Raw genomic sequence first — 20,002 nt, forward strand, 5'->3', positions numbered from 1 at the left:
CCCGCGCAGGTTACTTGCGTGCCTCCAGAATCAGGTTGAACGGCGTTTGCGTGGCCCGACGGAACTGCTTGAACCCGGCCTCGACAAACACTTTACGCAAGCGCATTTCCCCGGCTTGCGCACCCAGGCCGAGGCCGACCTCCTGCGACAGCGAGTTCGGTGTGCAGATAAATGTCGAGGCCGCGTAGAACAGCCGCCCGACCGGGTTGATGTTGTCATCCAGGGTGTCGTTGGCGAACGGTTCGACCAGCAACACCGTGCCGTCGTCCTTCAGTGAATCATAGGCGTGGCGGGCGGCACCGACCGGGTCGCCCATGTCGTGCAGGCAGTCGAAATAGCAGATCAGGTCGTAGTCATTGCCCGGGTAGCTTTTCGCCGAGCCCTGAAAAAACTTCGCCCGGCTGCTGACGCCTCCTTCCTCGGCGCGCTGGGTGGCGACGGTGATCGAGGGCGCGTGATAGTCGTAGCCGACGAAGCGCGAGTTGGGAAACGCCTGGGCCATGATCACCGTCGAGGCGCCGTGACCGCAGCCGATGTCGGCGACTTTGGCACCTTCCTCCAGTTTCGCCACCACGCCGTCCAGCGCCGGCAGCCATTCGGCGATCAAGTGGCCCTTGTAGCCGGGCCGGAAGAAGCGCTCTGTGCCACTGAACATGCACGGATGGTGATCGCCCCAGGGCAGGGCACCATTGCCGCGCATGGCTTTGACCAGTTTGTCTTTGTCATGGAAAAACGACGCTACAACTCCGAGCCCGCCGGCAACGTAGACCGGCGAGTCTTCGACGGCCAGGGCCAGCGCCTGTTCTTCCGGCAAACGGAATTGGCCGTCGTGGTGCTCCATGTAACCCGATGCCGCGTGAGCGCTGAGCCATTCACGCACCAGACGCGGGTTGCAGGTGGTTTTGGCGGCAAGGGCATCGGCACTGATCGGCTGACTGTCGGCCATTGCCCGATACAAGCCGAGTTCTTCGCCGACGATGACATTGGCCAGCATCGCCGCGCCGCCCATGTCGTTGACCAGTTTTCCCATGAATTGGTTGAGCTTCGCCTCGTCCATCATGTGTGCTCCTGAAACAGGATCACGGTCCGGCGGCGTCGAAGGTCGAGGCGTGCGCCACCGGGCGGTGGTCACGGAGTTGTGCAGGGCACGGCTGACGTCCTGCGTCCCCCTCGACTGGGTAATAAAGGAGTCTAGCCCCGGTCTGGGGGGGACGCTGTATTTGTGAACACTGAAAAAACTGTGGGAGCTGGCTTGCCAGCGATAACGGTGTATCAGGCTCCAAGGTCATTGGCTGTGTCGACGCCATCGCTGGCAAGCCAGCTCCCACAAGGTCCGGTGTTTGATGAAGGTTGTGTATCACTGTGTATCGCGGTGGTTGGAGGATACACAGGGCGGCAAATGTCCGGTCAGTTGCACACAGCCGTGATACAGGCGTCGATTCCACTGGGTAGACCCACCCATCGAGGTTTCCCCATGCAAATTCCTCAATCATCATCGCCACCCAGCGTCGGCCTCGGCCTGCGCCGTGGCCTGCTCAAAGACCTGCAAACCGCTCGCACCGGTGATTTCGATTTCCTCGAAGTCGCCCCGGAAAACTGGATCGGCGTCGGTGGTGCCCATGGTGCGGCGTTGCGTGAACTGGCTGAACGCTACCCGTTGTCCTGCCACGGCTTGTCGCTGTCGCTCGGTGGCTCGGCGCCGCTGGACGTCGGGTTCTTGCAGGAAGTGCGGGTGTTTCTCGATAAATTCAACGTGCCGTTGTACAGCGAACACCTGAGTTATTGCAGCGATGACGGGCAGCTTTACGACTTGCTGCCGTTGCCGTTCACCGAAGAGGCGGTGCATCACGTCGCCGCACGAATCCGTCAGGCTCAGGACATTCTCGGTCGGCGTCTGGCCGTAGAAAACGTCTCCTATTACGCTGCGCCGCGTCAGGACATGGATGAAGTGACTTTCACCAACGCCGTGCTGCACGAGGCTGATTGCGACCTGCTGCTGGACGTCAACAATGTTTACGTCAATGCAATCAACCACGGTTTTGATCCGCAAACGTTTCTCGCCGCTATCGAGCCGGGCAGGGTGGTCAGCATGCATGTGGCGGGGCATTTCGATGAGTCCGATACGTTGAAAATCGATACTCACGGCGCTTCGGTGAAACCGGCGGTGTGGGCGCTGCTGGCCGAAGCCTATGCGCGGTTTGGCGTGCAGCCGACCTTGCTTGAACGGGATTTCAACTTTCCGGCGTTTTCCGAGCTGGTCGTCGAGTTGCAGACCATTCGCCACTTGCAAGTGGAGGGTGGCTTTCGTGGATAACCTGATGCAGCAACAACAGGCGCTGACCCGATATTTGCGTGATCCCGAGCATCAGCTGCCCCCGGCCAACATGAATGCGGCGCGGGTCAACGTCTATCGCGATCTGGTGTTCAACAACGTATCGCAACTGTTAAGCGGCACGTTTCCGGTGCTGATCCGCATTATCGGTGAGCAACGCTGGCGCTTGCTGGTGCGAGGTTTTTTGCGCGACTCGCGGGCGCAGACTCCCAAATTTGGAGAGATTGCCGAAACGTTTCTCGACTATCTCGTGACGCAACCGCAGGTGCTGCAAGAGGGGCAGTGGCCGGCGTTCCTGCTGGAGCTGGCGCATTACGAGTGGGTCGAGATGGTCCTGCAGCAATCGGATGCCCAAGCGCTGCCGGCAACGGATCCGGCACTGTTGCTGGAGCGTCCGCTGCAGATCTCGGCACTGGCCTGGCCACTGGCGTACGAGTGGCCTGTGCATGAACTCGATCCGAACCATCAGCCCGCCACGCCACCGGCGCAACCGACGCTGTTGCTGGTGCGGCGTACGGCGGACTGGAGCGTGAAGTTTGCCGAATTGAGTCCGTTAGCCTGGCGTTTGCTGCAGCGTATCGAGGAGTCTCCTGCCCTTGATGGCCGTCAGCAGTTGCAAGATTTGGCGGTGGAAGCGGGCGTGGCAGCCAGTGTTGCGTTCATGGACAGCGGATCGCTGTTGTTACGGCAGTTTCACGAGGACGGCGTGCTCGGCAGCGTTATGTGAGTCATTCGACAGGCAACCAGGAAGGCGGGCGCGGATGCTGTCGATAGAAGTCGCGCAGGTGCGTCATATCGTGGCTGAACCCATCGTTCAGCCATTGGCGATATTGCCGCTGAACGAGCAGTTGCAGGGCCGGCTGGCGCAGACAATCCGTCACGGCTTGCGCTGCCTGCATACCGCTCATCAATGCTTTCAGTACGCCATGGGAGGACGCCGGGTCGAGCCGGTTGGCAGCATCGCCGACCAGAAAATAACCGGCTCCGGCAGCGGCCGGGGTGATGCGCCAGGTCACATCCGCGCCGCGCAGGGTGCCCACGACGGGCAGCGCTTGCAGTGCCTTGGGCAGCGTTACTGATCGAGTATTTTTTTCGAAGGTCAGGCGTGTCCAGTGCAACAGGCAATCTTCAACCTGAGTGATCCACGTCCAGCCATCAGGGTCGGCCAGCAAATGCGCGGTCGTTGCATAGGTCGCGCTCCGGCCTTGCAAATAGCCGTAACAGGCCAGCAGCGGCGCTGAACAATGGTGGATTGGCAGACCGAGTTGACCACTCAACCAGCCGCGAGCACCGCTGGCATCGATCAGGCAGGTCGCGTAAATGCAGCCGTTGTCGGTCTCCACGCCGATCACCCGGTTGGCCTGAGTCAACACCCGTAGTGCCCGGCAGGGCTGATGAACCTCTGCGCCCAAAGCGGCGGCCTGCGACAACATCGTTGTGTCCAACAGCGCGCGTTCGATATGAAAACCCTGCCAGGCGCCACGCTCATCGCCACCGAAGCCATTGAAGCGCGGCGGGCCGTGCCAGTGCACCCATTGGCCGTCAAAGCGCCGGGCCGCCTGGCCGCACAACGGCTCGGCGACGCCCAGTTGTCGCAGGAGCGGTTCGATGCCCGGATGCAGGCTTTCGCCGGGGCGAAACCGCGGGAACGCCTGCCGTTCGATCAAGGCCACGCGCAGGCCTCGACGGGCACAGCTGATTGCTGTTGCGCACCCCGCAGGCCCGGCACCGATGATCACGACATCAACGTTTTTCATTGGCGACCTGCCACGGCAGCGTCTCGCGTTTGATCAGAATCGCCTTGGCGCTGAGCAACAGGATCACCAGTTCCTCGACTTCGACGTGGCGCAACCTGAAATCGCTTTCAGCGATCTGCACGGCGCCGCGTTTGTACAGCAGAAAACGCTGAACATCGCCTTCGAGAACCCGCCCGGATTGCTCCTGCGCGATGTCCAGTTCGGCGTCTGGCCGCAGCACGTCAGTGAACGACAATAGCGGCCAGGCATTGCGCAGTGATTTGTCACTGGCGGCGCCGAGCACGGCGTACACCCGATACATCGACAGCACGCGATGCTGATACGCCGTTTGCCCGGTGCGGCCGGTCATGCCCACGGAAAACCGGCCATCGAGGGCCACTTGCGTGTAATCGGCATGAGCATACGCGCGGTACTGGACGAGCAACCGATCGTCTTGAACGACCAGTTGCGGGCCGCGTTGATCATCCCAGGCGACGCCGCTGCCCATGCCGATTTCCTGATCGGTCAGGGGAATGATGCTGTGCAGTGTCGAACGCGGCTCGAAGACCCGCGCCGAATCCGGTGCCACACCGGGCCAGAAAGAACCCAGCGCGGCGCAGATCTTCGCATCCTCGGGAAACGGACTGGCCATCTGATATCCGGCGAGGACGTTGATCCACTCACTGTCCGCAGTCTGCTGGCGCACCCAACCCACCTCCCAGCCAGGCCCGAACACACCAGCGGCGCCGTCGGGCAATGTGGTCGGACGCGATGGCGATGGCGATGGCAGTTGAGTCGCGGGTTGCGCTGTGCCGGCCTGATCGAGGAGACCGACGATGGCGCTCACTCCGCGATCGACGGGGGAGAACAACTGATCCTGCAAGTGCAGGTTGGCGCAGTAGCGAACGTTGGAAAGCGCTTCCAGCCGGGCGTGCCAGATACTGTTGCCGGGTAATGCCGGCTCGTCACTGACCCAGTGCAACAGCTTGCGCTGGCTGCACAGCGGATAGAAGTCCGGAGGGCCGATCAATGAGTAGGCCGCCACTGAAGGAAAGAGCTTTTCCAGCGCTTCACAACGAGCCCTAACCCAGCCATCGGCGGTGCCATCCTGATAATGCAAGGCGCGATATCCCCCCTGACGCACCCGCTCCTCGACATCCGCGTGGTCGTTCAGATCGTCGATGCTGCCATCCGCTTTGACCCGGTGCCGGCCGTGAACCATGCCGGCGGTATTGGCCGGCATCACAAAGGATAACGCTTGACCCTGATATTCGACTGGCTCGACCAGTCGTGTTCTGGCGTCGGGCACCAGCAACCCGGGGCCGACATCCGCTATCGATGCCCAATGCGCCAGATTCTCGGTAACCACGAAGGGCGGCTGGCTGATCTGCGGTTCCTGCCAACCGGTACCGCTGTGGCGTAAATGGATATGCCGCAGTTTTTCGTTGATCTGGTGGTTGTCCAGCGACACGTTCAGCGTCATGTCTTCCAGGCATTGCGAACCATTGAACAGCTTGTGCAGCGGCACCCAGAAATCCAGTGCGGGATCGATGTCAGCCTGAAAATCCATCGGCCCGAAGTGTGCGGCGTTGCCCTTGAGCTGGACGGCGATGTAAGCGCTGTAGCGCACCGGCATCACCCGGATGCCGTGCGGGTCGTCGTCGACGAAGGGCAGAAAGCTGCGCAGCTTTTCGTCATGGCGCGCGGGCGCGGTGCCGACACGGGCGATGCCGGTGCGCGAGAAACACAGGTCGGCGTGGCGGCCATGCACGGTGTCGGCGGCGCAGCGGTATTCACTGGCGAACGCGACCACGGCCAACGGGGCGCCCAACGCTTTGCTGCGCAAACTGTCGAGCGTGGGCGGGCTGACGCTGTAGACATAGTCGAGCACCGTTTCGATTTCGCCCGGGGTGGCAAACAACTGTAAGGGTTGGCCGTTTACATCGTTGATGACCTGCGGCGAGGCCAAGGCGTGAAACAACAGGCTGCGCGACGGTACGCCGGCTTCGATCGCGCGGTGGCCGGCCAATGCGAAATCGGCAAATCCCGGAATTGAACGGTCGATGTTCAGCGCCTTGCCCAGTTCCGCCGCCAGCGGTTCGGCGAGCAGGTCCAGGCCATGCGCGAGCATCAGCGAGTGCCAGCCGCCGGGCGCCAGTCGCGTACACAAATGGGTGACGGATTCGAGCAGATTCATGTTGCGCCTCGACAGGTTGGGCCAATCGTCATGGAACCGCAGCCCGGCGCGGACTCGCTACTGTCAGATCTGACAGTGGCGACCAGCGGTGATCAGTGCAGGACGGGCAGCACAACGATAAGCGCACCGAAGAAGACGCGCGGTCAGCAGATTCCGATGAAGTTGTAGGCATTGGCGCGGCAGTGTGCAGGCTAGCGACAGGTGCCTGTCGGTAGCGTTTAAACAAGCGTTCAGGGATGCAGCGGCAACTTCAGCTCGGCACACAACCCGCCACCCTCGCGATTGCTCAAGGTCAACGAGCCACCCAACGCCATGGCCAGTTGCTGGGCGATGGCCAACCCAAGGCCCGTGCCGCCAGTGTCGCGATTACGTGAGTTCTCGACGCGGTAGAACGGTTGCAGCACTTGCGCCAGTTCGGCGTCGGCGATGCCCGGGCCGCGATCCATGACGGTGATCGCCAGACTGCCCTTGTTGGCTTCGACCCAGACTTCGGCGGCGCCGGCGAACTTCAGCGCGTTGTCGGTGAGGTTCACCAGCACTCGGCGCAACGCATGAGGACGGGTGTCGATGACCGTTGCACTCTTGCCGACCAGTTGCACCTGCTTGCCCATGTCCTGGTAGTCGAACACCAGGCTCTCGAGGAAGGAATCCATGTTGGTGCGGCGGCTTTCCTCGGTCGAGCCGTGGATGCTGCGCGCATAGGCCACGCCCTCGCGCACCAGATGCTCCATTTCGCTGAGGTCATTCCACAGTTTGTCTTTCTCCGCCGAATCGTCCATGAACTCGGCGCGCAGTTTCATCCGCGTGATCGGTGTTTGCAGGTCATGGGAAATCGCCGCCAGCAGTTGCATGCGTTCTTTGAGATAGGCAGCGATACGCGCCTGCATCGTGTTGAACGCCCGCGCCGCGTAGACCACTTCGTTCGGGCCACTTTCGTCGAGGTTGATCGGGTGGGCGTTGGGGTCAAGGGTTTCCACAGCGTTGGCCAGACGGGTCAAGGGGCGAACCGCAATGCGCACGGCCAGCCAGGTGCAGGCGATCATCAATGCCAGTTGGCCGAGCAAGACCACCGGCAACCAGGGCGATAACGGGACCATGGCGGGGCGCACGTCGATGGTCACCGGGCTGCCATCGCTCAGGCGCAGATGGCCCTGAAAGTGTTTCTTCGGCCCGGGAATGTCGGTGAAAGTCAGCGGATAGCGCTCACCGATGGCTTCCGTGATCGAAGTGACGGCCACCGGCACATCCCCGACCTCGATCGGCGTGCCCGGTTCACCTTCGCTCAACAGGTAGCCATAATTTTTTCGCGCCAGACGCTTGAGCCAGGCAGGGCGCTCTTCTGCAGGCAGGCGATCGAGGATCGCAATCGAGGTCGACACGTCGGTTTCCAGATTGCCGAGCATGGTGTTTTTCGCACTCTGGTAACGCTCGTAATACTGCGCGCCGAACGAGAGCGCCTGGGCCAGCAGCAGGCCGATCAGGAAAATCAGCGACAGGCGCGAGGCGAGGGTGCGCGGCCAGTGCAGATTGCCGGTCATGCCGGCGCACCGAGAATCTCGACCGGCAGCGAGAACACGTAACCCTCGCTGCGCACGGTCTTGATGTAGGCCGGCTCGCGCGCATCATCGAGCAGACGCTGGCGCAAACGGCTGACCAGCAAATCGATCGAACGGTCGAACAGGTCAGCGTCACGGCCCTGCGTGAGATTGAGCAGTTGATCGCGGCTGAGCACGCGTTGCGGGTGATCGAGAAAAACCCGCAACAATCGATACTCGGCACCGCTGAGGGCGACCATGGTGCCGTCCTTGTCGAGCAGATGGCGGGCCGAGGTATCCAGTTGCCAGCGGCCGAAGGCCAGCAAGCGGCCGGCTTCGGTGACCACCAGATTCGGCGGCAACATCCGCGTGCGGCGCAGCACGGCGTTGATCCGTGCCAGCAGTTCGCGGGCGGCGAACGGTTTGGTCAGATAGTCGTCGGCGCCCATTTCCAGGCCGATGATGCGATCGGTTTCATCGTTGCGCGCGGTCAGCATCAGCACCGGCGTGGCCTTGTGTTTGCCCACCCGCAGTTCGCGACAAAGCTGCAGGCCATCGTCGCCGGGCATCATGATATCGAGCACGATCAGGTCGACGGTGTTGGCTTCGAGAAAGCTGCGCATCTGCCGGCCATCGGCGACCACCGTGGTGCGCAGGCCGTTTTTCTTCAGGTAGTTACCCACCAGTTCACGGATCTCGCGGTCGTCATCGACGATGAGAATGTGATCGACATGTTCCATCGGGTCCGAACCTCTATCAAAGGGGAATGCCGTGCAGTCTATCGAGCCTCGTGCAGCTCGCCTGCCTGCCTTTGTATTGCAGTGTATCTGCCGCGACAACGGATACATGAACACGCAAAAACGCGGTTTTTTCAGGGTTTTGTATCGCTGTGTATCCCTCACTGGCCGCGATACACAGCGATTGAAACGCGCCTGTTCCTGACACAGACGCGATACCTCGCGAGCCTCAAATAGGCTCCATCGAGGCACACACAGACCGCCTCGGCTCAAACCCACTGAAGCCTTGAGGAAAACGCCATGAACAACAAATCCGTAATCGCCGCCTGCCTGTTTGCCGCGCTGAACATCTGCACGCTGTCGGCCCGCGCCGAAGCCGATGTCACCCCGCAAACCTACACCTACGGCACCCACCTGGATATCCAGAAAGTGATCTCGCTGAAACAGGACAACTCGGTGTCCTGCGGCATCGTCGAGGCGCGAATGACCTACCTCGATTCGGCCGGTCAGACCCGCGTACTCGATTACAGCAAATTTGCCGACGGCTGCAACAACGACAACTGAGTCATCAGCGGCAATCAAGCCACTCTTTATAGAAGGATCAAAACCATGAACAACGTCTCGCGCTTTTTCACCGCCGTCGCTTTCTGCCTGGCCGGTGTCGCCGCCCATGCCAACGCTGCGGTTGAACAGCATAGCTGTCACAGCAGCACCTGCTTCCAACTGACGCCGGTGGCCAAGCAAGGCACCGATGGCTTGATTGCAGCGGACGGTTCCAGCCGCACGCCGCAGGGCCAGATGTTTGCCGCAGACGGCTCCAGCCACACGCCACAAGGCCAGATGTTTGCTGCGGACGGCTCCAGCCGCACGCCACAAGGCCAGATGTTTGCCGAGAACGGCGCCAGTCGTACGCCGCAGAGCCAATGGCTGGAAAGCCAGAGCGCCTGAACGGCTCCTCACAATCATTGATCAAGGGTGATTCACTATGTACCTCATCGCATTTCTCGGCGGTCTGCTGACCGTGCTCAGCCCCTGCATTCTGCCGGTGGTGCCGTTTCTGTTTGCCGGCGCCCAACGCAGCCGCACCTCGATTCTGCTGACCCTCGGTGGCATGACCCTGACCTTCGCGCTGATCTCAAGCCTCGCTGTGGTCAGTAGCGAATGGGTGATTCAGGTCAGCAACAGCAGCCGTTACGTTGCGCTGATCGTGATGAGTGTGTTCGCCCTGTCGCTGATCTCGGCGCGTATCGGTGACTGGCTGACACGCCCCTTCGTGATGCTCGGCAATCGCCTCGACCCGGACACGCGGAAAAAGGCCGGGCCGTTGAGTTCGATCATGCTCGGCGTGGCCACGGGGCTGCTGTGGGCACCGTGCGCCGGTCCGATTCTCGGCGTGATCCTCACCGGCGCCATGCTGCAAGGCGCCAACGCGCAGACCAGCCTGTTGCTGCTGGCTTATGGCGCCGGCAGTGCGTTGTCGCTGGGCACGCTGATTTTCACCGGACGCGGCTTGGTCAATCGCCTGAAACCGTCGATCCCGTTCACCGGTTGGTTGCGTCGTGGTGCCGGGGTTGCGGTATTGGCAACGGCAGCGGTGATTGCCACCGGCTTCGATAAAACCTTGCTGGCAAAGACCTCCTCTGAAGGCGTCGCCAGCGTCGAAAAAAGCGTGTTGGAAAACGTGCCAAAAGTGGTCGACTACTTCATCAGCAAAGTCCGCGCGGACTCGCCGATGGAGGAGGGCAAAGGCGCGATGCCGTCACTGTCCGGCGCGGTGCAATGGCTGAACTCACCAGAACTGAGCGCTGAATCCCTGCGCGGCAAAGTTGTACTGGTGGACTTCTGGACCTACGACTGCATCAACTGCCAGCACACCCTGCCGTACGTCAAAGACTGGGCGAAAAAATACGAGAAGGACGGCCTCGTGGTGATCGGCGTCCACACCCCGGAATACGGTTACGAGCGGATCATCGATAACGTCAAGGATCAGGTGAAAAAGCTCGGCATCACCTACCCCGTGGCCATCGATAACAACTACGCGATCTGGCGCAACTTCGACAATCAGTATTGGCCGGCGCACTACCTGATCGACGCCAAGGGGCAGGTGCGTTACAGCCACTTCGGCGAAGGTCGCTACGAAGCGCAGGAGCAGATGATCCAGCAGTTGCTGCAGGAGGCGAAGGCGCCTGCCGCTTGATCAACAGAACCAATGGCTCATAGGTCGCGGACCATGAGCCATTGTTCGTTGTCCCAGGCGCGAAAGCGCTCCAGGACTTGCCAGCCGCGCTTGGCGTAGTAGTCCTGCTTGTTCTGCGTGTGCAGGTACAAACGCGCGAATCCGCAATCTTTCGCCTCCTGACAAATCCCTGCAATCAAGCGTTCTGCCAGCCCTTGCCCGCGCGCTTCAGGGCTGACGAACACGCAGGCCAGCCAAGGCCCGAGATCAGGGCGCAGGGCGAGGTCATCGCGTGCCAGCGCCGCGCCGCCGAGCAGATGTTCACCGTCCATGGCGATCAGGCAGGACCAATTGCCATTGCTTTGGCCTTCGGCAAATTCACGTTGCCATTCGGCCAGCGGGTGGTCGATGTATTCGTAGGGGAATTGTTGGTGAATCCACTCGGCATAGCGGTCGCTGTGGCGCATGTGATGCGCGAGCCAATCAATTTGCAGTGCCATCGGTCGAGTCCGTTCCAGAAGCGAGCGTGCATCAGAAACCAATCCCCGTGCCATGGCAATCCTGAAGGTGTTCCAGACGCTTTACAGATTGCCACCGCTCATCGGCAAACCCCCGGTTTTATTGGCTTGCCAGACGATCGGCGGGGACGCCGATCAGTCGCGGCGCGATAGTGAGCGAGCAGGGTCACTGCCGGCCCTGGCACATAACAAGAACGCGAGGTTGCCATGCCGAAATTCGTGATTGAACGCGAGATTCCAGGAGCCGGAAAGCTGTCGGAAGCAGAACTCAAAGCCGTTTCGCAAACGTCCTGTGATGTGTTGCGCGAGCTCGGCCCGCAGGTGCAGTGGCTGCAGAGCTACGTCACCGCAGACAAAATCTATTGCGTGTACATCGCGCCTGACGAAGAGCAGGTGCGCGAACACGCCAGGCTCGGTGGTTTTCCTGCCAACAGTGTGGCGCGTGTAATGACGGTCATTGACCCGACTACGGCCGAATAATCGCTGATCCAATTTGTAGCGGAGCTCACTGTCATGAGTACCCCGATTGATCTCACTGCCTTGAAAGAACGCCAGAAAGTCGCCTGGGCCAGTGGCGACTACGCCGTGATCGGCACCACCCTGCAAATTGTCGGCGAAAACCTCGCCGAAGCCTGCGATCTGCATTGCGACGAGGAGGTACTGGATGTCGCTGCCGGCAACGGTAATGCGACGTTGGCGGCGGCGCGGCGTGGTTGTCTGGTCACCTCGACCGACTACGTCGCGGCACTGCTTGAACGCGGTCAGGATCGCGCGCGGGCAGAGCATCTTGAAGTGACGTTTCAGGTCGCCGACGCCGAGGCACTGCCATTCGCCGATGAGAGCTACGACGCGGTACTGTCGACCTTTGGCGTGATGTTCGCGCCGGATCAGGACAAGGCTGCCGCCGAACTGGGACGGGTTTGTCGCCGTGGCGGGCGGATCGGTCTGGCCAACTGGACGCCAGAGGGTTTCGTTGGCCAGATGTTCAAGACCCTCGGCCGGCATCTGCCACCACCTGCCGGCGCACAACCGCCCTCTAACTGGGGCTCCGATGCCTGGCTGCACAAGCATTTCGATGACCGCGATTTTCTGCTGCGCGTGACGCGGCGCGAGTTCAATTTCCGCTATCGTTCCGCCGCGCACTTCATCGACATTTTCCGCCATTGGTACGGACCGGTGCACAAGGCTTTCGCGGCACTGCCGCCGGAGAGCGGGCAGGCGCTGGAGAGTGATCTGGCGGATTTGCTCAATCGGTTGAATCGGGCGGGGGAGGCGTCGCTGGTGGTGCCGAGTGAGTATCTGGAGGTGGTGGTTACCAAACGCTAAATGAAGATCCCTGTAGGAGTGAGCCTGCTCGCGATAGCGGTCTTTCAGTCAAAAATATTCAGCTGACAGACCGCTATCGCGAGCAGGCTCACTCCTACAATGGATTTGTGTTTGGCTCTGGAGTCTATTTCACCTGCGGCCGATCAAACCACTCCAGCGCCGTGCGCCAGATGCAGATCCCCAGAAAGTACGCCGACATCAGCAACCACAGGCCCATCACCAACGGGTTGATCACTGGGTGGTTCAGCACCAGCGACAGACTGCACAGCAGCCAGATCGCCGTCACCGCAATGTTGATCGGCATAAAGCGCCGCACACGGAACGGGTGCAAAAACTTCATCCGCGTCACGGTCAGCAGCGCCAGACCAATCACCGTCAGAAAAGTAATCCACGGCCCCGGACCGATGATGTACAGACACAGCGCGACCACATTCCATGCTGCAGGAAACCCGACAAAGTAGTTGTCCTTGCTCTTCATGTTGACGTTGCAGAAGCAGAACAGCGACGACACCAGAATCAGCGACACGGTCAGCAGCAAGGTGTAGTCGGGCAACGGAATGTAGCGATAGATGAACAGCGCCGGAATAAACACATACGTCAGGTAATCGATCACCAGATCAAGGATCGAACCGTCGAAGCTCGGCAGCACCGATTGCACGTTGACCTTGCGCGCCAGTGCCCCGTCGAGTCCGTCGACAATCAGCGCCACGCCCAGCCACATCAGGCAATGGGTCGGCTGGTTTTCCAGGAGGGCGAGGGTGGCCAGAAAAGCGGTGACCACGCCAGTCGCAGTAAAACCATGGGCGCCCCATGCTTTGAGCCTGGCGATGTGTACGGTCGATATCACGGGGGCGTTCTCCAGAAAGTGAAGCAAGCCGGGTATCACCCTTGATTGGAAGGGCGCCGGCAAACCGGGTCGGGGTTGCAGCTATCGACCGGTCTGGCCGGGATAAGGTTCACCATTGATGAATCTTAGCTGGCCGGTGAAAAAATACGCGGGCGAAATCCGCCGCAGCTTCGAGTCTCAGCCAAACGGTGCTGGCGCAATGGCTGTCGGGGTCTATCGTTGCCAGACGCAGTCACTGCCCTTGCCTGAGGATGACGTCATGAACACCAGCGATTTGCTCGAACAACTGCTGCGAGGCCAGGCCTCGGCGGGACAACAATCTTCAGCCTCCGCCGGTGATGGTGTGGGCGGCCTCGGTGGCTTACTGGGTGGTCTGCTCGGTGGCGGCTCGGGCGCCGCCAGCGGCGGCGGATCTGCCGGTGGACTTGGCGGCTTGGGCGGCTTGCTCGGTGGTTTGCTCGGCGGCGGTGCCGGTGGTGATCTTGGCGGCGCATTGGGTGGCGCACTGGGCGGCGGTGGCCGCACGCAAAGTCGTTCCGGCGGGACCAATTATGCGGCGCTGGCGTCGCTAGGGATGATGGCGTTCCAGGCGTATCAGGCCTGGCAACGCAGCCAGGCCAGTTCGGCACCGCAACAAACGCCGCAAACGGCTAACCTCCTTGCCGGCCCGGAAATCGAAGAGCATAGCCACGCGGTGCTGCGTGCTTTGATCGCGGCAGCCAAGGCTGACGGTGAGATCGACGCCCGGGAGCAACAGATGATCAGTGGGGAAATCAGCAAACACACCGACGATCCACAATTGCAGCAATGGTTTGACGAAGAAGTCGCGAAACCGCTGGACGCGGACGAAGTCGCGCAGGCGGCCAACGGCGATTCGGCCATGGCCGCTGAAATGTATCTGGTCAGCGTGATGCTGGTGGATGACCAGCAGGACGCCGAGCGCAGTTATCTGGATGAGTTGGCGGCAGCCTTGCAGATCGATCCTGAGTTGCAGGTGCATCTGGAACAGCAGGCCAAAGGTCAGGCCTGAAGTAACGTCAAATAATCATTGCCACCAGCAGCTCCGTCACGGAGCTGCGTCGCCGTCCGTCCGGGCAATTTTCACGTCGATTGAATTTTTCGCAGGCGCTGCCTCTCTGCTGCTGTAGAGGCGTGTGGATCAGCGTCCTGCCAACCGACCGAGAATTTTGCCATGACTGTCCTGACACACCTGCAGGCCGGACCTGCCCAACCGCATGCGATGAACACCGCCGGGAACATCCGGCAAGCCTATGAAGCGTTGTTGCGTGATGACAATCCCCAAGAGCTTGCGCAGGCATTTTTGCAGGAGCAACTGCAATATGCCGCGCAACTGGCCGACTCTCTGCCCGAAGATCCCACGACCTGGCACGCCTGGGTGGCCGCACATTGCGCCGATGTCGCCCGGCAATACGCCGATTACCTGCAACAGCGCAAGGCCGGCGGGCCTCGGCAATTCTTCCGTGGCAAGGCGCAGGCACTGTATTTTCTGCAAGCGGTCGCACCGACCAAACTGGTCGATGGCGCTTGGCTCCATGGTCTGTTGCCGCGCTGGCAGGACCCGCGTTTCCAAGGCCTGCTGCGAACTTTTCTGGAGGAACTGGGCGAAGGCAATCCGGCGCAAAATCACGTGGTGATTTACCAGAAATTACTCGCCGAGCACGATTTGCAGGATGGCAGCGCCATCGACGATGAACGCTACCTGCAGGGCGCGATACAACTGGCCCTCGGTGTCTGCGGTATGGATTACTTGCCCGAAGTGATCGGCTACAACCTCGGCTACGAACAACTGCCGTTGCACCTGTTGATCAGCAGTTACGAACTCAGCGAGCTGGGCATCGATCCCTACTACTTCACCCTGCATGTGACCATCGACAACGCCAGCACGGGCCATGCGCAAAAGGCTGTGCAGGCGGCGCTCGATCTGCTGCCCCTTGAGGCCGATCGCGGCGAGTTTCTGCGCCGGGTCGCGCTGGGCTATCGGCTCAACGACCTGGGGCAGGGCAGCCGCGCGATCATCGAAGGTTTCGATCTTGAGCGTGAGTTGCTGGCGATGCTTGAACGCAAGTGTCCGTTTGCCCAGCACATGCACTCCGATTACTGCCGCTTCGAAGGGAAGACCGTCAATCAGTGGCTCGCCGCACCGGAGCAATTGGCCGGTTTTCTTCAGGCACTGCAAGACAAAGGCTGGATCAAACGCCATGAAGACCCGCAGGGCAGCCGCTTTTGGCAGCTGATCGCCGGCGACGGTGCGGCGATGTTCGGCGTGTTCAATGCCTACGAAAAACAGCTGGTGCATGACTGGATCGCCGGCGACTGGACACCATCGGATAAAGCGAAACCTGTTCGGCGGCACAGTCAGACCGCAGCACCCATCGAAGGGCTTGAACAGGATCCCGATGTTCAGGCGCTCAACGCCGCGCTGCAAGGTCAGGATGCCTTGGCGCAAATGGCGATTCTGATCCCCTGGCTCGCCCCGGCCCGCCATGCACATCCGGCCGGGCTGCTCGCTACCCGCCGTTTTATCGAACTCAAATCCCGCTTGCTTTAGGACATCACCGATGAATCAGGAAGAACAACTGTGCCCCAACGACCTCGTGCTGCTGCAACTGGGCCGGCGCTTGTTGGCAGACGGATATCGGTTCGTCACACCGACGCCGTTGACCCATCAACGGGTCAACCAGCGTGACGAGGGCGAGATGGCCGACTCGTTGCGCGATGTGTTCGGCTGGTCGCGTCCGTTCGCCCCGGGGTTGTTGTCGGCCGATGAACAGCGGCAACTGGAAGACGCGCAGATCATTGATGCCTACGAAGGTCAGTTAAAAAGTCGCGTGCGCTGGTCAAGCCTGGATGATTTGCTGTTCGTGCATTCAGCATTTCCCACCGACGCGGCGGATGCGGTGTTTTTCGGCCCCGACACCTACCGTTTCGCCCAATTGATTCATGCCCACTTGCAACAGAACTTCGCGCCCATCCAGCGCGCGGTGGACATTGGTTGTGGGGCGGGCGTCGGAGCGATTCTGATTGGCCGTGCTCGTCGCGAGGCGCAAGTGCTGGCGCTGGATATCAATCCCGCGGCGCTGCGCCTGACCGCGATCAACGCGGTGCTGGCAGAGGTCGCTAACGTCGAAGTGCGCGCCAGTGATCTGTTGCAGGGCGTCGACGGCGAGTTCGACCTGATCGTCGCCAACCCACCGTACATGGCCGATCCGGCAGAGCGCGCTTATCGTCACGGTGGCGGGACGCTGGGGGCAGGGCTGTCGCTGCGCATCGTCGAGCAGGCGCTGAACAGGCTGGCGCCGGGCGGCTCGCTGCTGCTCTACACCGGCGTGGCGATGGTCGATGGTCGCGATCCGTTTCTCGACACCGTGTTGCCTCGACTGGACGAGAAGCGCTTTGGCTGGACGTACCACGAAATCGATCCGGACGTCTTCGGCGAGGAGTTGCTCAATCCCGGCTATCAACGGGTCGACCGGATCGCGGTGGTAGCGCTGACCGTGACCCGAATTGGCTGAAGCAAGGCAGGTGCGCGATGAACAGGAACCTCGACGACTACAACCGCATGCGCGATTTTTCGGCGACCTCGGAACCGGCCGCCGTCAAGCGTTCGGGGCGCAAAGCCACCACGGATCACGCGTTGCAGTTCTGCATCCAGAAGCACGACGCTTCGCACCTGCATTACGACTTTCGCCTGGAACTCGATGGTGCGTTGAAGAGTTGGGCGGTGCCGAAGGGGCCGTCACTCGACCCTAAGGTCAAACGTCTGGCGGTGCATGTCGAGGATCATCCGCTGGATTACGCGACGTTCGAGGGCAGCATTCCCGAAGGGCATTACGGCGCCGGAGATGTGATTGTCTGGGATCGTGGCGTGTGGATTCCGCTGGAAGATCCGCACAAGGCTTACGCCAAGGGCAAGCTCAAGTTCGAGCTGCAAGGCGAGAAGCTCGGCGGCATCTGGAACCTGGTGCGCACGCACATGCCAGGCAAGAAGGAACAGTGGTTTTTGATCAAGCATCAGGACAACGCCGCACGGCCGCAGGATGACTACGATGTGTTGGTGGCCGAGCCGGACAGTGTGCTGAGCGAACGCACGATAGTGGGCAAACCCAAACTGGCCGCCGAGCAAAGCAAACCGCTAAAGAAGCCCCCGGCCAAGACCCGCAAACCCGCGACCGGCAAGCTCACCGGCGCGCACAAGGCGAAACTGCCGACGCAACTCAAGCCGGAGTTGGCCACGCTGGTCGACAGCGCACCCGAAGGACAGTGGAGCTACGAGATCAAATTCGACGGTTACCGGATCATGGCGCGCATCGATCATGATCAGGTGCAACTGTTCACCCGCAACGGTCACGACTGGACGCACAAGTTGCCGCAACAGGCCGAAGCCCTGGCCGCGCTGGGATTGGAATCGGCATGGCTGGACGGTGAAATGGTCGTCGCCAACGAACACGGCGTGCCGGACTTTCAGGCCCTGCAAAATGCCTTTGAAGCGGGACGTAGCGGCAACATTCTCTACTACCTGTTCGATCTGCCATATCTCAACGGTGTCGACCTGCGTGAGGTGCCGGTGGAGGAACGTCGCGCCGCGCTGGCCACGGTGCTCGGCAATCATGAGCAACCGTTGCTGCGTTTCTCAGAAGCCTTCGACGAAACGCCGGATGCACTGCTTAACAGCGCCTGCCAGATGCAGATGGAAGGCCTGATCGGCAAACGCCTCGGCTCGCCGTATTTGTCGCGGCGCAGTAGCGACTGGATCAAGCTCAAGTGCAAACACCGGCAGGAATTCGTGGTGGTTGGATACACCGATCCGAAAGGTTCGCGCAGTGCCTTCGGTGCATTGCTGTTGGGGCTGCATGACCGTGACAGTGGCGAATTGCGTTACGCCGGCAAGGTCGGCACCGGTTTCAACGAGTCGACGTTGAAAAGCATTCTGGCCCAGCTCAAACCGTTGCAGATGAAGACGGCTGCGGTGATCAATCCACCCAGCGGCTTCGAGGTCAAAGGTGTGCATTGGCTGAAGCCGAAACTGCTGGCTGAAGTCGCATTTGCCGAAATGACCAAGGACGGTTCGGTCCGCCACGCTGTGTTTCACGGCTTGCGCGATGACAAGCCAGCCAAGGACATCACTGAGGAGCGAGCGAAACCGGTGAAGACTGCAGAGAAAAAAACGCCTGCGAAGAAGCAGACAAAAAAAGCCCCGGCGAGCAATACCGACACCGCACCGTCACAACTCGGACTGGCCAACGGTAAGGTGCGCATCACTCACCCGGATCGAGTCATCGACGCGGTCAGCGGCACCACCAAGATGCAACTGGCCGAGTATTACGCCAGCGTCGCCGAATGGATCCTGCCGCAACTCAAGGAGCGTCCGGTGGCGCTGGTGCGGGCGCCGGACGGCATCGCCGGTGAGTTGTTCTTCCAGAAAAACGCCGAACGCCTGGCAATTCCCGGCATCACTACGCTGGACAAGGACGTTACCGGGCAACCGGTGATGCTGATCAATAACGCCGAAGCACTGATCGGCGCAGTGCAGATGAGCACCGTCGAGCTGCACACCTGGAACGCTACCACCGTCGATCTGGACAAGCCCGATCGATTCGTCCTCGATCTCGACCCGGATCCGGCATTGCCGTGGAAAAGCATGGTCGAGGCGACGGCGCTGACTTTGACCGTGCTCGATGAACTGGGGTTGAAAGCGTTCCTCAAAACCAGCGGCGGCAAGGGCATTCACCTGGTGGTGCCGCTGACCCGCAAACTCGGCTGGGATGAGGTCAAGGATTTCAGCCACGCCATCGTCAGTCATATCGCCAAGCTGTTGCCAGACCGTTTTTCGGCGGTGTCCGGGCCGAAGAATCGCGTTGGAAGGATCTTCATCGACTATCTGCGCAACGGTCTCGGCGCCACCACCATCTGCGCCTACGCGGCGCGCACCCGTGAAGGCTTGCCGGTATCGGTGCCACTGTTTCGTGAAGAGGTCGCCGAGATCAAGGGCGGCAATCAGTGGAACGTGCACAATGTCCACGAGCGCTTGGCTGAGGTCGGCGATGAACCGTGGGCCGACATGAAGAAAACCCGCCAGAGCATCACGGCCGAGATGCGCAAACGGGTCGGTCTGAAAAAGTGATCAGGTGTCGCGCAGCAAGTCGTGGGCGTTGAGCAGTTCGAAGGCGATTTCAGGGTGGTTTTCCAGTCCGCGACGGATCGCGGCCGGAATTGCGGCGCGGGTCTTGCGGCACATACCTGGTAATTCATCGATCTGAATGGCGATGCCGCGCATAGTGCGTACTTCGTTGAACCCGGGCGCGACTTCCACACGAATACCCAACTGCTCGTACATGCGCTTCTGCAAGTGTGCGAGGTCGGCAAGGTCTTTGAGTTTTTCCAGCCGGGCGAGAAGGATTTTTTCTTCTCCGCGAGTCAGACGCAGGATGCGCAGGTCCGCGCCGGGCGTCTCCAGCAACGGATCGCGCCCGCAAATGCAGGCGCCGGGCGGGCAAGGGGAGCGCAAAGGCGCGGAAGTCGTCATGGCCTCCATCATAGAGGCCGTCGGACGGTTTTGCCTATGCGCCTTCAGCGGCCA

Annotated in this window: 19 protein-coding genes; 11 read left to right on the forward strand and 8 right to left on the reverse strand. The window is 60.9% G+C overall.

The genetic code is table 11. From position 1 onward, the window contains the following. Positions 1-10: 10 nt before the first annotated feature. Positions 11-1,057, reverse strand: coding sequence for a class I SAM-dependent methyltransferase (locus U6037_RS10715; RefSeq protein ID WP_116031408.1), 1,047 nt, complete (start codon positions 1,055-1,057; stop codon positions 11-13). Positions 1,058-1,474: 417 nt separating this feature from the next. Here U6037_RS10715 and U6037_RS10720 point away from each other — a divergent pair, with 417 nt between their 5' ends. Both U6037_RS10720 and U6037_RS10725 read left to right on the forward strand, forming a co-directional pair. Continuing rightward, positions 1,475-2,314 carry a DUF692 domain-containing protein gene (locus U6037_RS10720; protein ID WP_322846717.1) on the forward strand — a complete coding sequence of 280 codons (840 nt, stop codon included), beginning with the start codon at positions 1,475-1,477 and terminating at the stop codon, positions 2,312-2,314. After that, the gene (locus tag U6037_RS10725; RefSeq protein WP_322846718.1) at positions 2,307-3,059 is read left to right on the forward strand and encodes a DNA-binding domain-containing protein; all 753 of its coding nucleotides are present in this window, start codon (positions 2,307-2,309) and stop codon (positions 3,057-3,059) included. Before U6037_RS10720 ends, U6037_RS10725 begins: the two co-directional genes overlap by 8 nt. A gap of 1 nt (position 3,060) precedes the next feature. Here U6037_RS10725 and U6037_RS10730 read toward each other — a convergent pair whose 3' ends face one another. From U6037_RS10730 to U6037_RS10745, 4 genes are all read right to left on the reverse strand, one after another. Beyond that, a complete protein-coding gene (locus U6037_RS10730; RefSeq protein ID WP_322846719.1) occupies positions 3,061-4,089 on the reverse strand; it encodes an NAD(P)/FAD-dependent oxidoreductase in 1,029 nt (342 codons plus the stop codon). Beyond that, positions 4,076-6,265 (reverse strand): hypothetical protein, encoded by a 2,190-nt coding sequence (locus tag U6037_RS10735; protein ID WP_322846720.1) that lies wholly within the window; start codon positions 6,263-6,265, stop codon positions 4,076-4,078. Before U6037_RS10735 ends, U6037_RS10730 begins: the two co-directional genes overlap by 14 nt. A 230-nt stretch (positions 6,266-6,495) precedes the next feature. Beyond that, the gene (locus tag U6037_RS10740) at positions 6,496-7,803 is read right to left on the reverse strand and encodes a HAMP domain-containing sensor histidine kinase (RefSeq protein WP_322846721.1); all 1,308 of its coding nucleotides are present in this window, start codon (positions 7,801-7,803) and stop codon (positions 6,496-6,498) included. Next, positions 7,800-8,540, reverse strand: a complete 741-nt coding sequence (locus U6037_RS10745) for a response regulator (RefSeq protein WP_064392669.1) — start codon at positions 8,538-8,540, stop codon at positions 7,800-7,802. Before U6037_RS10745 ends, U6037_RS10740 begins: the two co-directional genes overlap by 4 nt. Positions 8,541-8,837: 297 nt before the next feature. On the opposite strand from U6037_RS10745, the gene U6037_RS10750 reads away from it, so the two are divergent. Genes U6037_RS10750 through U6037_RS10760 form a run of 3 tightly spaced genes read left to right on the forward strand, consistent with a single transcriptional unit; the run spans position 8,838 to position 10,734 of the window. Continuing rightward, a complete protein-coding gene (locus U6037_RS10750) occupies positions 8,838-9,101 on the forward strand; it encodes a DUF2790 domain-containing protein (protein WP_322846722.1) in 264 nt (87 codons plus the stop codon). 45 nt (positions 9,102-9,146) lie between these two features. After that, positions 9,147-9,485 carry a hypothetical protein gene (locus U6037_RS10755; protein ID WP_322846723.1) on the forward strand — a complete coding sequence of 113 codons (339 nt, stop codon included), beginning with the start codon at positions 9,147-9,149 and terminating at the stop codon, positions 9,483-9,485. 37 nt (positions 9,486-9,522) lie between these two features. Continuing rightward, entirely contained in the window at positions 9,523-10,734 is a 1,212-nt protein-coding gene (locus U6037_RS10760; RefSeq protein WP_322846724.1) for a cytochrome c biogenesis protein DipZ, read from the forward strand. Positions 10,735-10,751: 17 nt separating this feature from the next. Here the strand turns inward: U6037_RS10760 and U6037_RS10765 are convergent, their stop codons facing one another. Then, positions 10,752-11,213, reverse strand: a complete 462-nt coding sequence (locus tag U6037_RS10765; protein ID WP_322846725.1) for a GNAT family N-acetyltransferase — start codon at positions 11,211-11,213, stop codon at positions 10,752-10,754. A gap of 225 nt (positions 11,214-11,438) precedes the next feature. Here U6037_RS10765 and U6037_RS10770 point away from each other — a divergent pair, with 225 nt between their 5' ends. Together U6037_RS10770 and U6037_RS10775 are read left to right on the forward strand one after the other, a co-directional pair. Beyond that, on the forward strand, positions 11,439-11,711 hold the full coding sequence (locus U6037_RS10770; protein ID WP_175554690.1) for a DUF4242 domain-containing protein: 273 nt from the start codon (positions 11,439-11,441) through the stop codon (positions 11,709-11,711). A gap of 33 nt (positions 11,712-11,744) precedes the next feature. Then, positions 11,745-12,557, forward strand: a complete 813-nt coding sequence (locus U6037_RS10775) for a class I SAM-dependent methyltransferase (protein WP_322846726.1) — start codon at positions 11,745-11,747, stop codon at positions 12,555-12,557. Positions 12,558-12,681: 124 nt separating this feature from the next. On the opposite strand, the gene pcsA is transcribed toward U6037_RS10775, so the two are convergent. After that, entirely contained in the window at positions 12,682-13,404 is a 723-nt protein-coding gene (pcsA, locus tag U6037_RS10780) for a phosphatidylcholine synthase (protein ID WP_007919592.1), read from the reverse strand. Between the two features lie 259 nt (positions 13,405-13,663). Here pcsA and U6037_RS10785 point away from each other — a divergent pair, with 259 nt between their 5' ends. The 4 genes from U6037_RS10785 to ligD all read left to right on the forward strand — a co-directional run bounded on the left by U6037_RS10785 (position 13,664) and on the right by ligD (position 19,546). Beyond that, entirely contained in the window at positions 13,664-14,434 is a 771-nt protein-coding gene (locus tag U6037_RS10785; RefSeq protein WP_322847304.1) for a tellurite resistance TerB family protein, read from the forward strand. Between the two features lie 162 nt (positions 14,435-14,596). Next, entirely contained in the window at positions 14,597-15,973 is a 1,377-nt protein-coding gene (locus U6037_RS10790; RefSeq protein WP_322846727.1) for an iron-containing redox enzyme family protein, read from the forward strand. Between the two features lie 10 nt (positions 15,974-15,983). Continuing rightward, positions 15,984-16,937 carry a class I SAM-dependent methyltransferase gene (locus tag U6037_RS10795; protein WP_322846728.1) on the forward strand — a complete coding sequence of 318 codons (954 nt, stop codon included), beginning with the start codon at positions 15,984-15,986 and terminating at the stop codon, positions 16,935-16,937. A 17-nt stretch (positions 16,938-16,954) separates the two neighbouring features. Further along, positions 16,955-19,546, forward strand: a complete 2,592-nt coding sequence (gene ligD, locus U6037_RS10800) for a DNA ligase D (RefSeq protein ID WP_322846729.1) — start codon at positions 16,955-16,957, stop codon at positions 19,544-19,546. Here ligD and U6037_RS10805 read toward each other — a convergent pair whose 3' ends face one another. Continuing rightward, entirely contained in the window at positions 19,547-19,948 is a 402-nt protein-coding gene (locus tag U6037_RS10805) for a hypothetical protein (protein ID WP_322846730.1), read from the reverse strand. It abuts the gene before it with no gap. Between the last annotated feature and the right edge of the window lie 54 nt (positions 19,949-20,002).

Origin of the sequence: Pseudomonas sp. B33.4 (assembly GCF_034555375.1) — a bacterium.
Lineage (GTDB): Bacteria > Pseudomonadota > Gammaproteobacteria > Pseudomonadales > Pseudomonadaceae > Aquipseudomonas.

Bases quoted from the DNA above. Each gene is read 5' to 3' on its own strand.
- U6037_RS10720 (WP_322846717.1), top strand. From the start codon at position 1,475: ATGCAAATTCCTCAATCATCATCGCCACCCAGCGTCGGCCTCGGCCTG.
- U6037_RS10750 (WP_322846722.1), top strand. From the start codon at position 8,838: ATGAACAACAAATCCGTAATCGCCGCCTGCCTGTTTGCCGCGCTGAAC.
- U6037_RS10795 (WP_322846728.1), top strand. From the start codon at position 15,984: ATGAATCAGGAAGAACAACTGTGCCCCAACGACCTCGTGCTGCTGCAA.
- U6037_RS10735 (WP_322846720.1), bottom strand. From the start codon at position 6,265: ATGAATCTGCTCGAATCCGTCACCCATTTGTGTACGCGACTGGCGCCC.
- U6037_RS10715 (WP_116031408.1), bottom strand. From the start codon at position 1,057: ATGGACGAGGCGAAGCTCAACCAATTCATGGGAAAACTGGTCAACGAC.
- U6037_RS10785 (WP_322847304.1), top strand. From the start codon at position 13,664: ATGAACACCAGCGATTTGCTCGAACAACTGCTGCGAGGCCAGGCCTCG.
- U6037_RS10790 (WP_322846727.1), top strand. From the start codon at position 14,597: ATGACTGTCCTGACACACCTGCAGGCCGGACCTGCCCAACCGCATGCG.
- U6037_RS10760 (WP_322846724.1), top strand. From the start codon at position 9,523: ATGTACCTCATCGCATTTCTCGGCGGTCTGCTGACCGTGCTCAGCCCC.
- U6037_RS10770 (WP_175554690.1), top strand. From the start codon at position 11,439: ATGCCGAAATTCGTGATTGAACGCGAGATTCCAGGAGCCGGAAAGCTG.
- U6037_RS10765 (WP_322846725.1), bottom strand. From the start codon at position 11,213: ATGGCACTGCAAATTGATTGGCTCGCGCATCACATGCGCCACAGCGAC.
- U6037_RS10740 (WP_322846721.1), bottom strand. From the start codon at position 7,803: ATGACCGGCAATCTGCACTGGCCGCGCACCCTCGCCTCGCGCCTGTCG.
- U6037_RS10730 (WP_322846719.1), bottom strand. From the start codon at position 4,089: ATGAAAAACGTTGATGTCGTGATCATCGGTGCCGGGCCTGCGGGGTGC.
- ligD (WP_322846729.1), top strand. From the start codon at position 16,955: ATGAACAGGAACCTCGACGACTACAACCGCATGCGCGATTTTTCGGCG.
- U6037_RS10805 (WP_322846730.1), bottom strand. From the start codon at position 19,948: ATGACGACTTCCGCGCCTTTGCGCTCCCCTTGCCCGCCCGGCGCCTGC.
- U6037_RS10745 (WP_064392669.1), bottom strand. From the start codon at position 8,540: ATGGAACATGTCGATCACATTCTCATCGTCGATGACGACCGCGAGATC.
- U6037_RS10775 (WP_322846726.1), top strand. From the start codon at position 11,745: ATGAGTACCCCGATTGATCTCACTGCCTTGAAAGAACGCCAGAAAGTC.
- U6037_RS10755 (WP_322846723.1), top strand. From the start codon at position 9,147: ATGAACAACGTCTCGCGCTTTTTCACCGCCGTCGCTTTCTGCCTGGCC.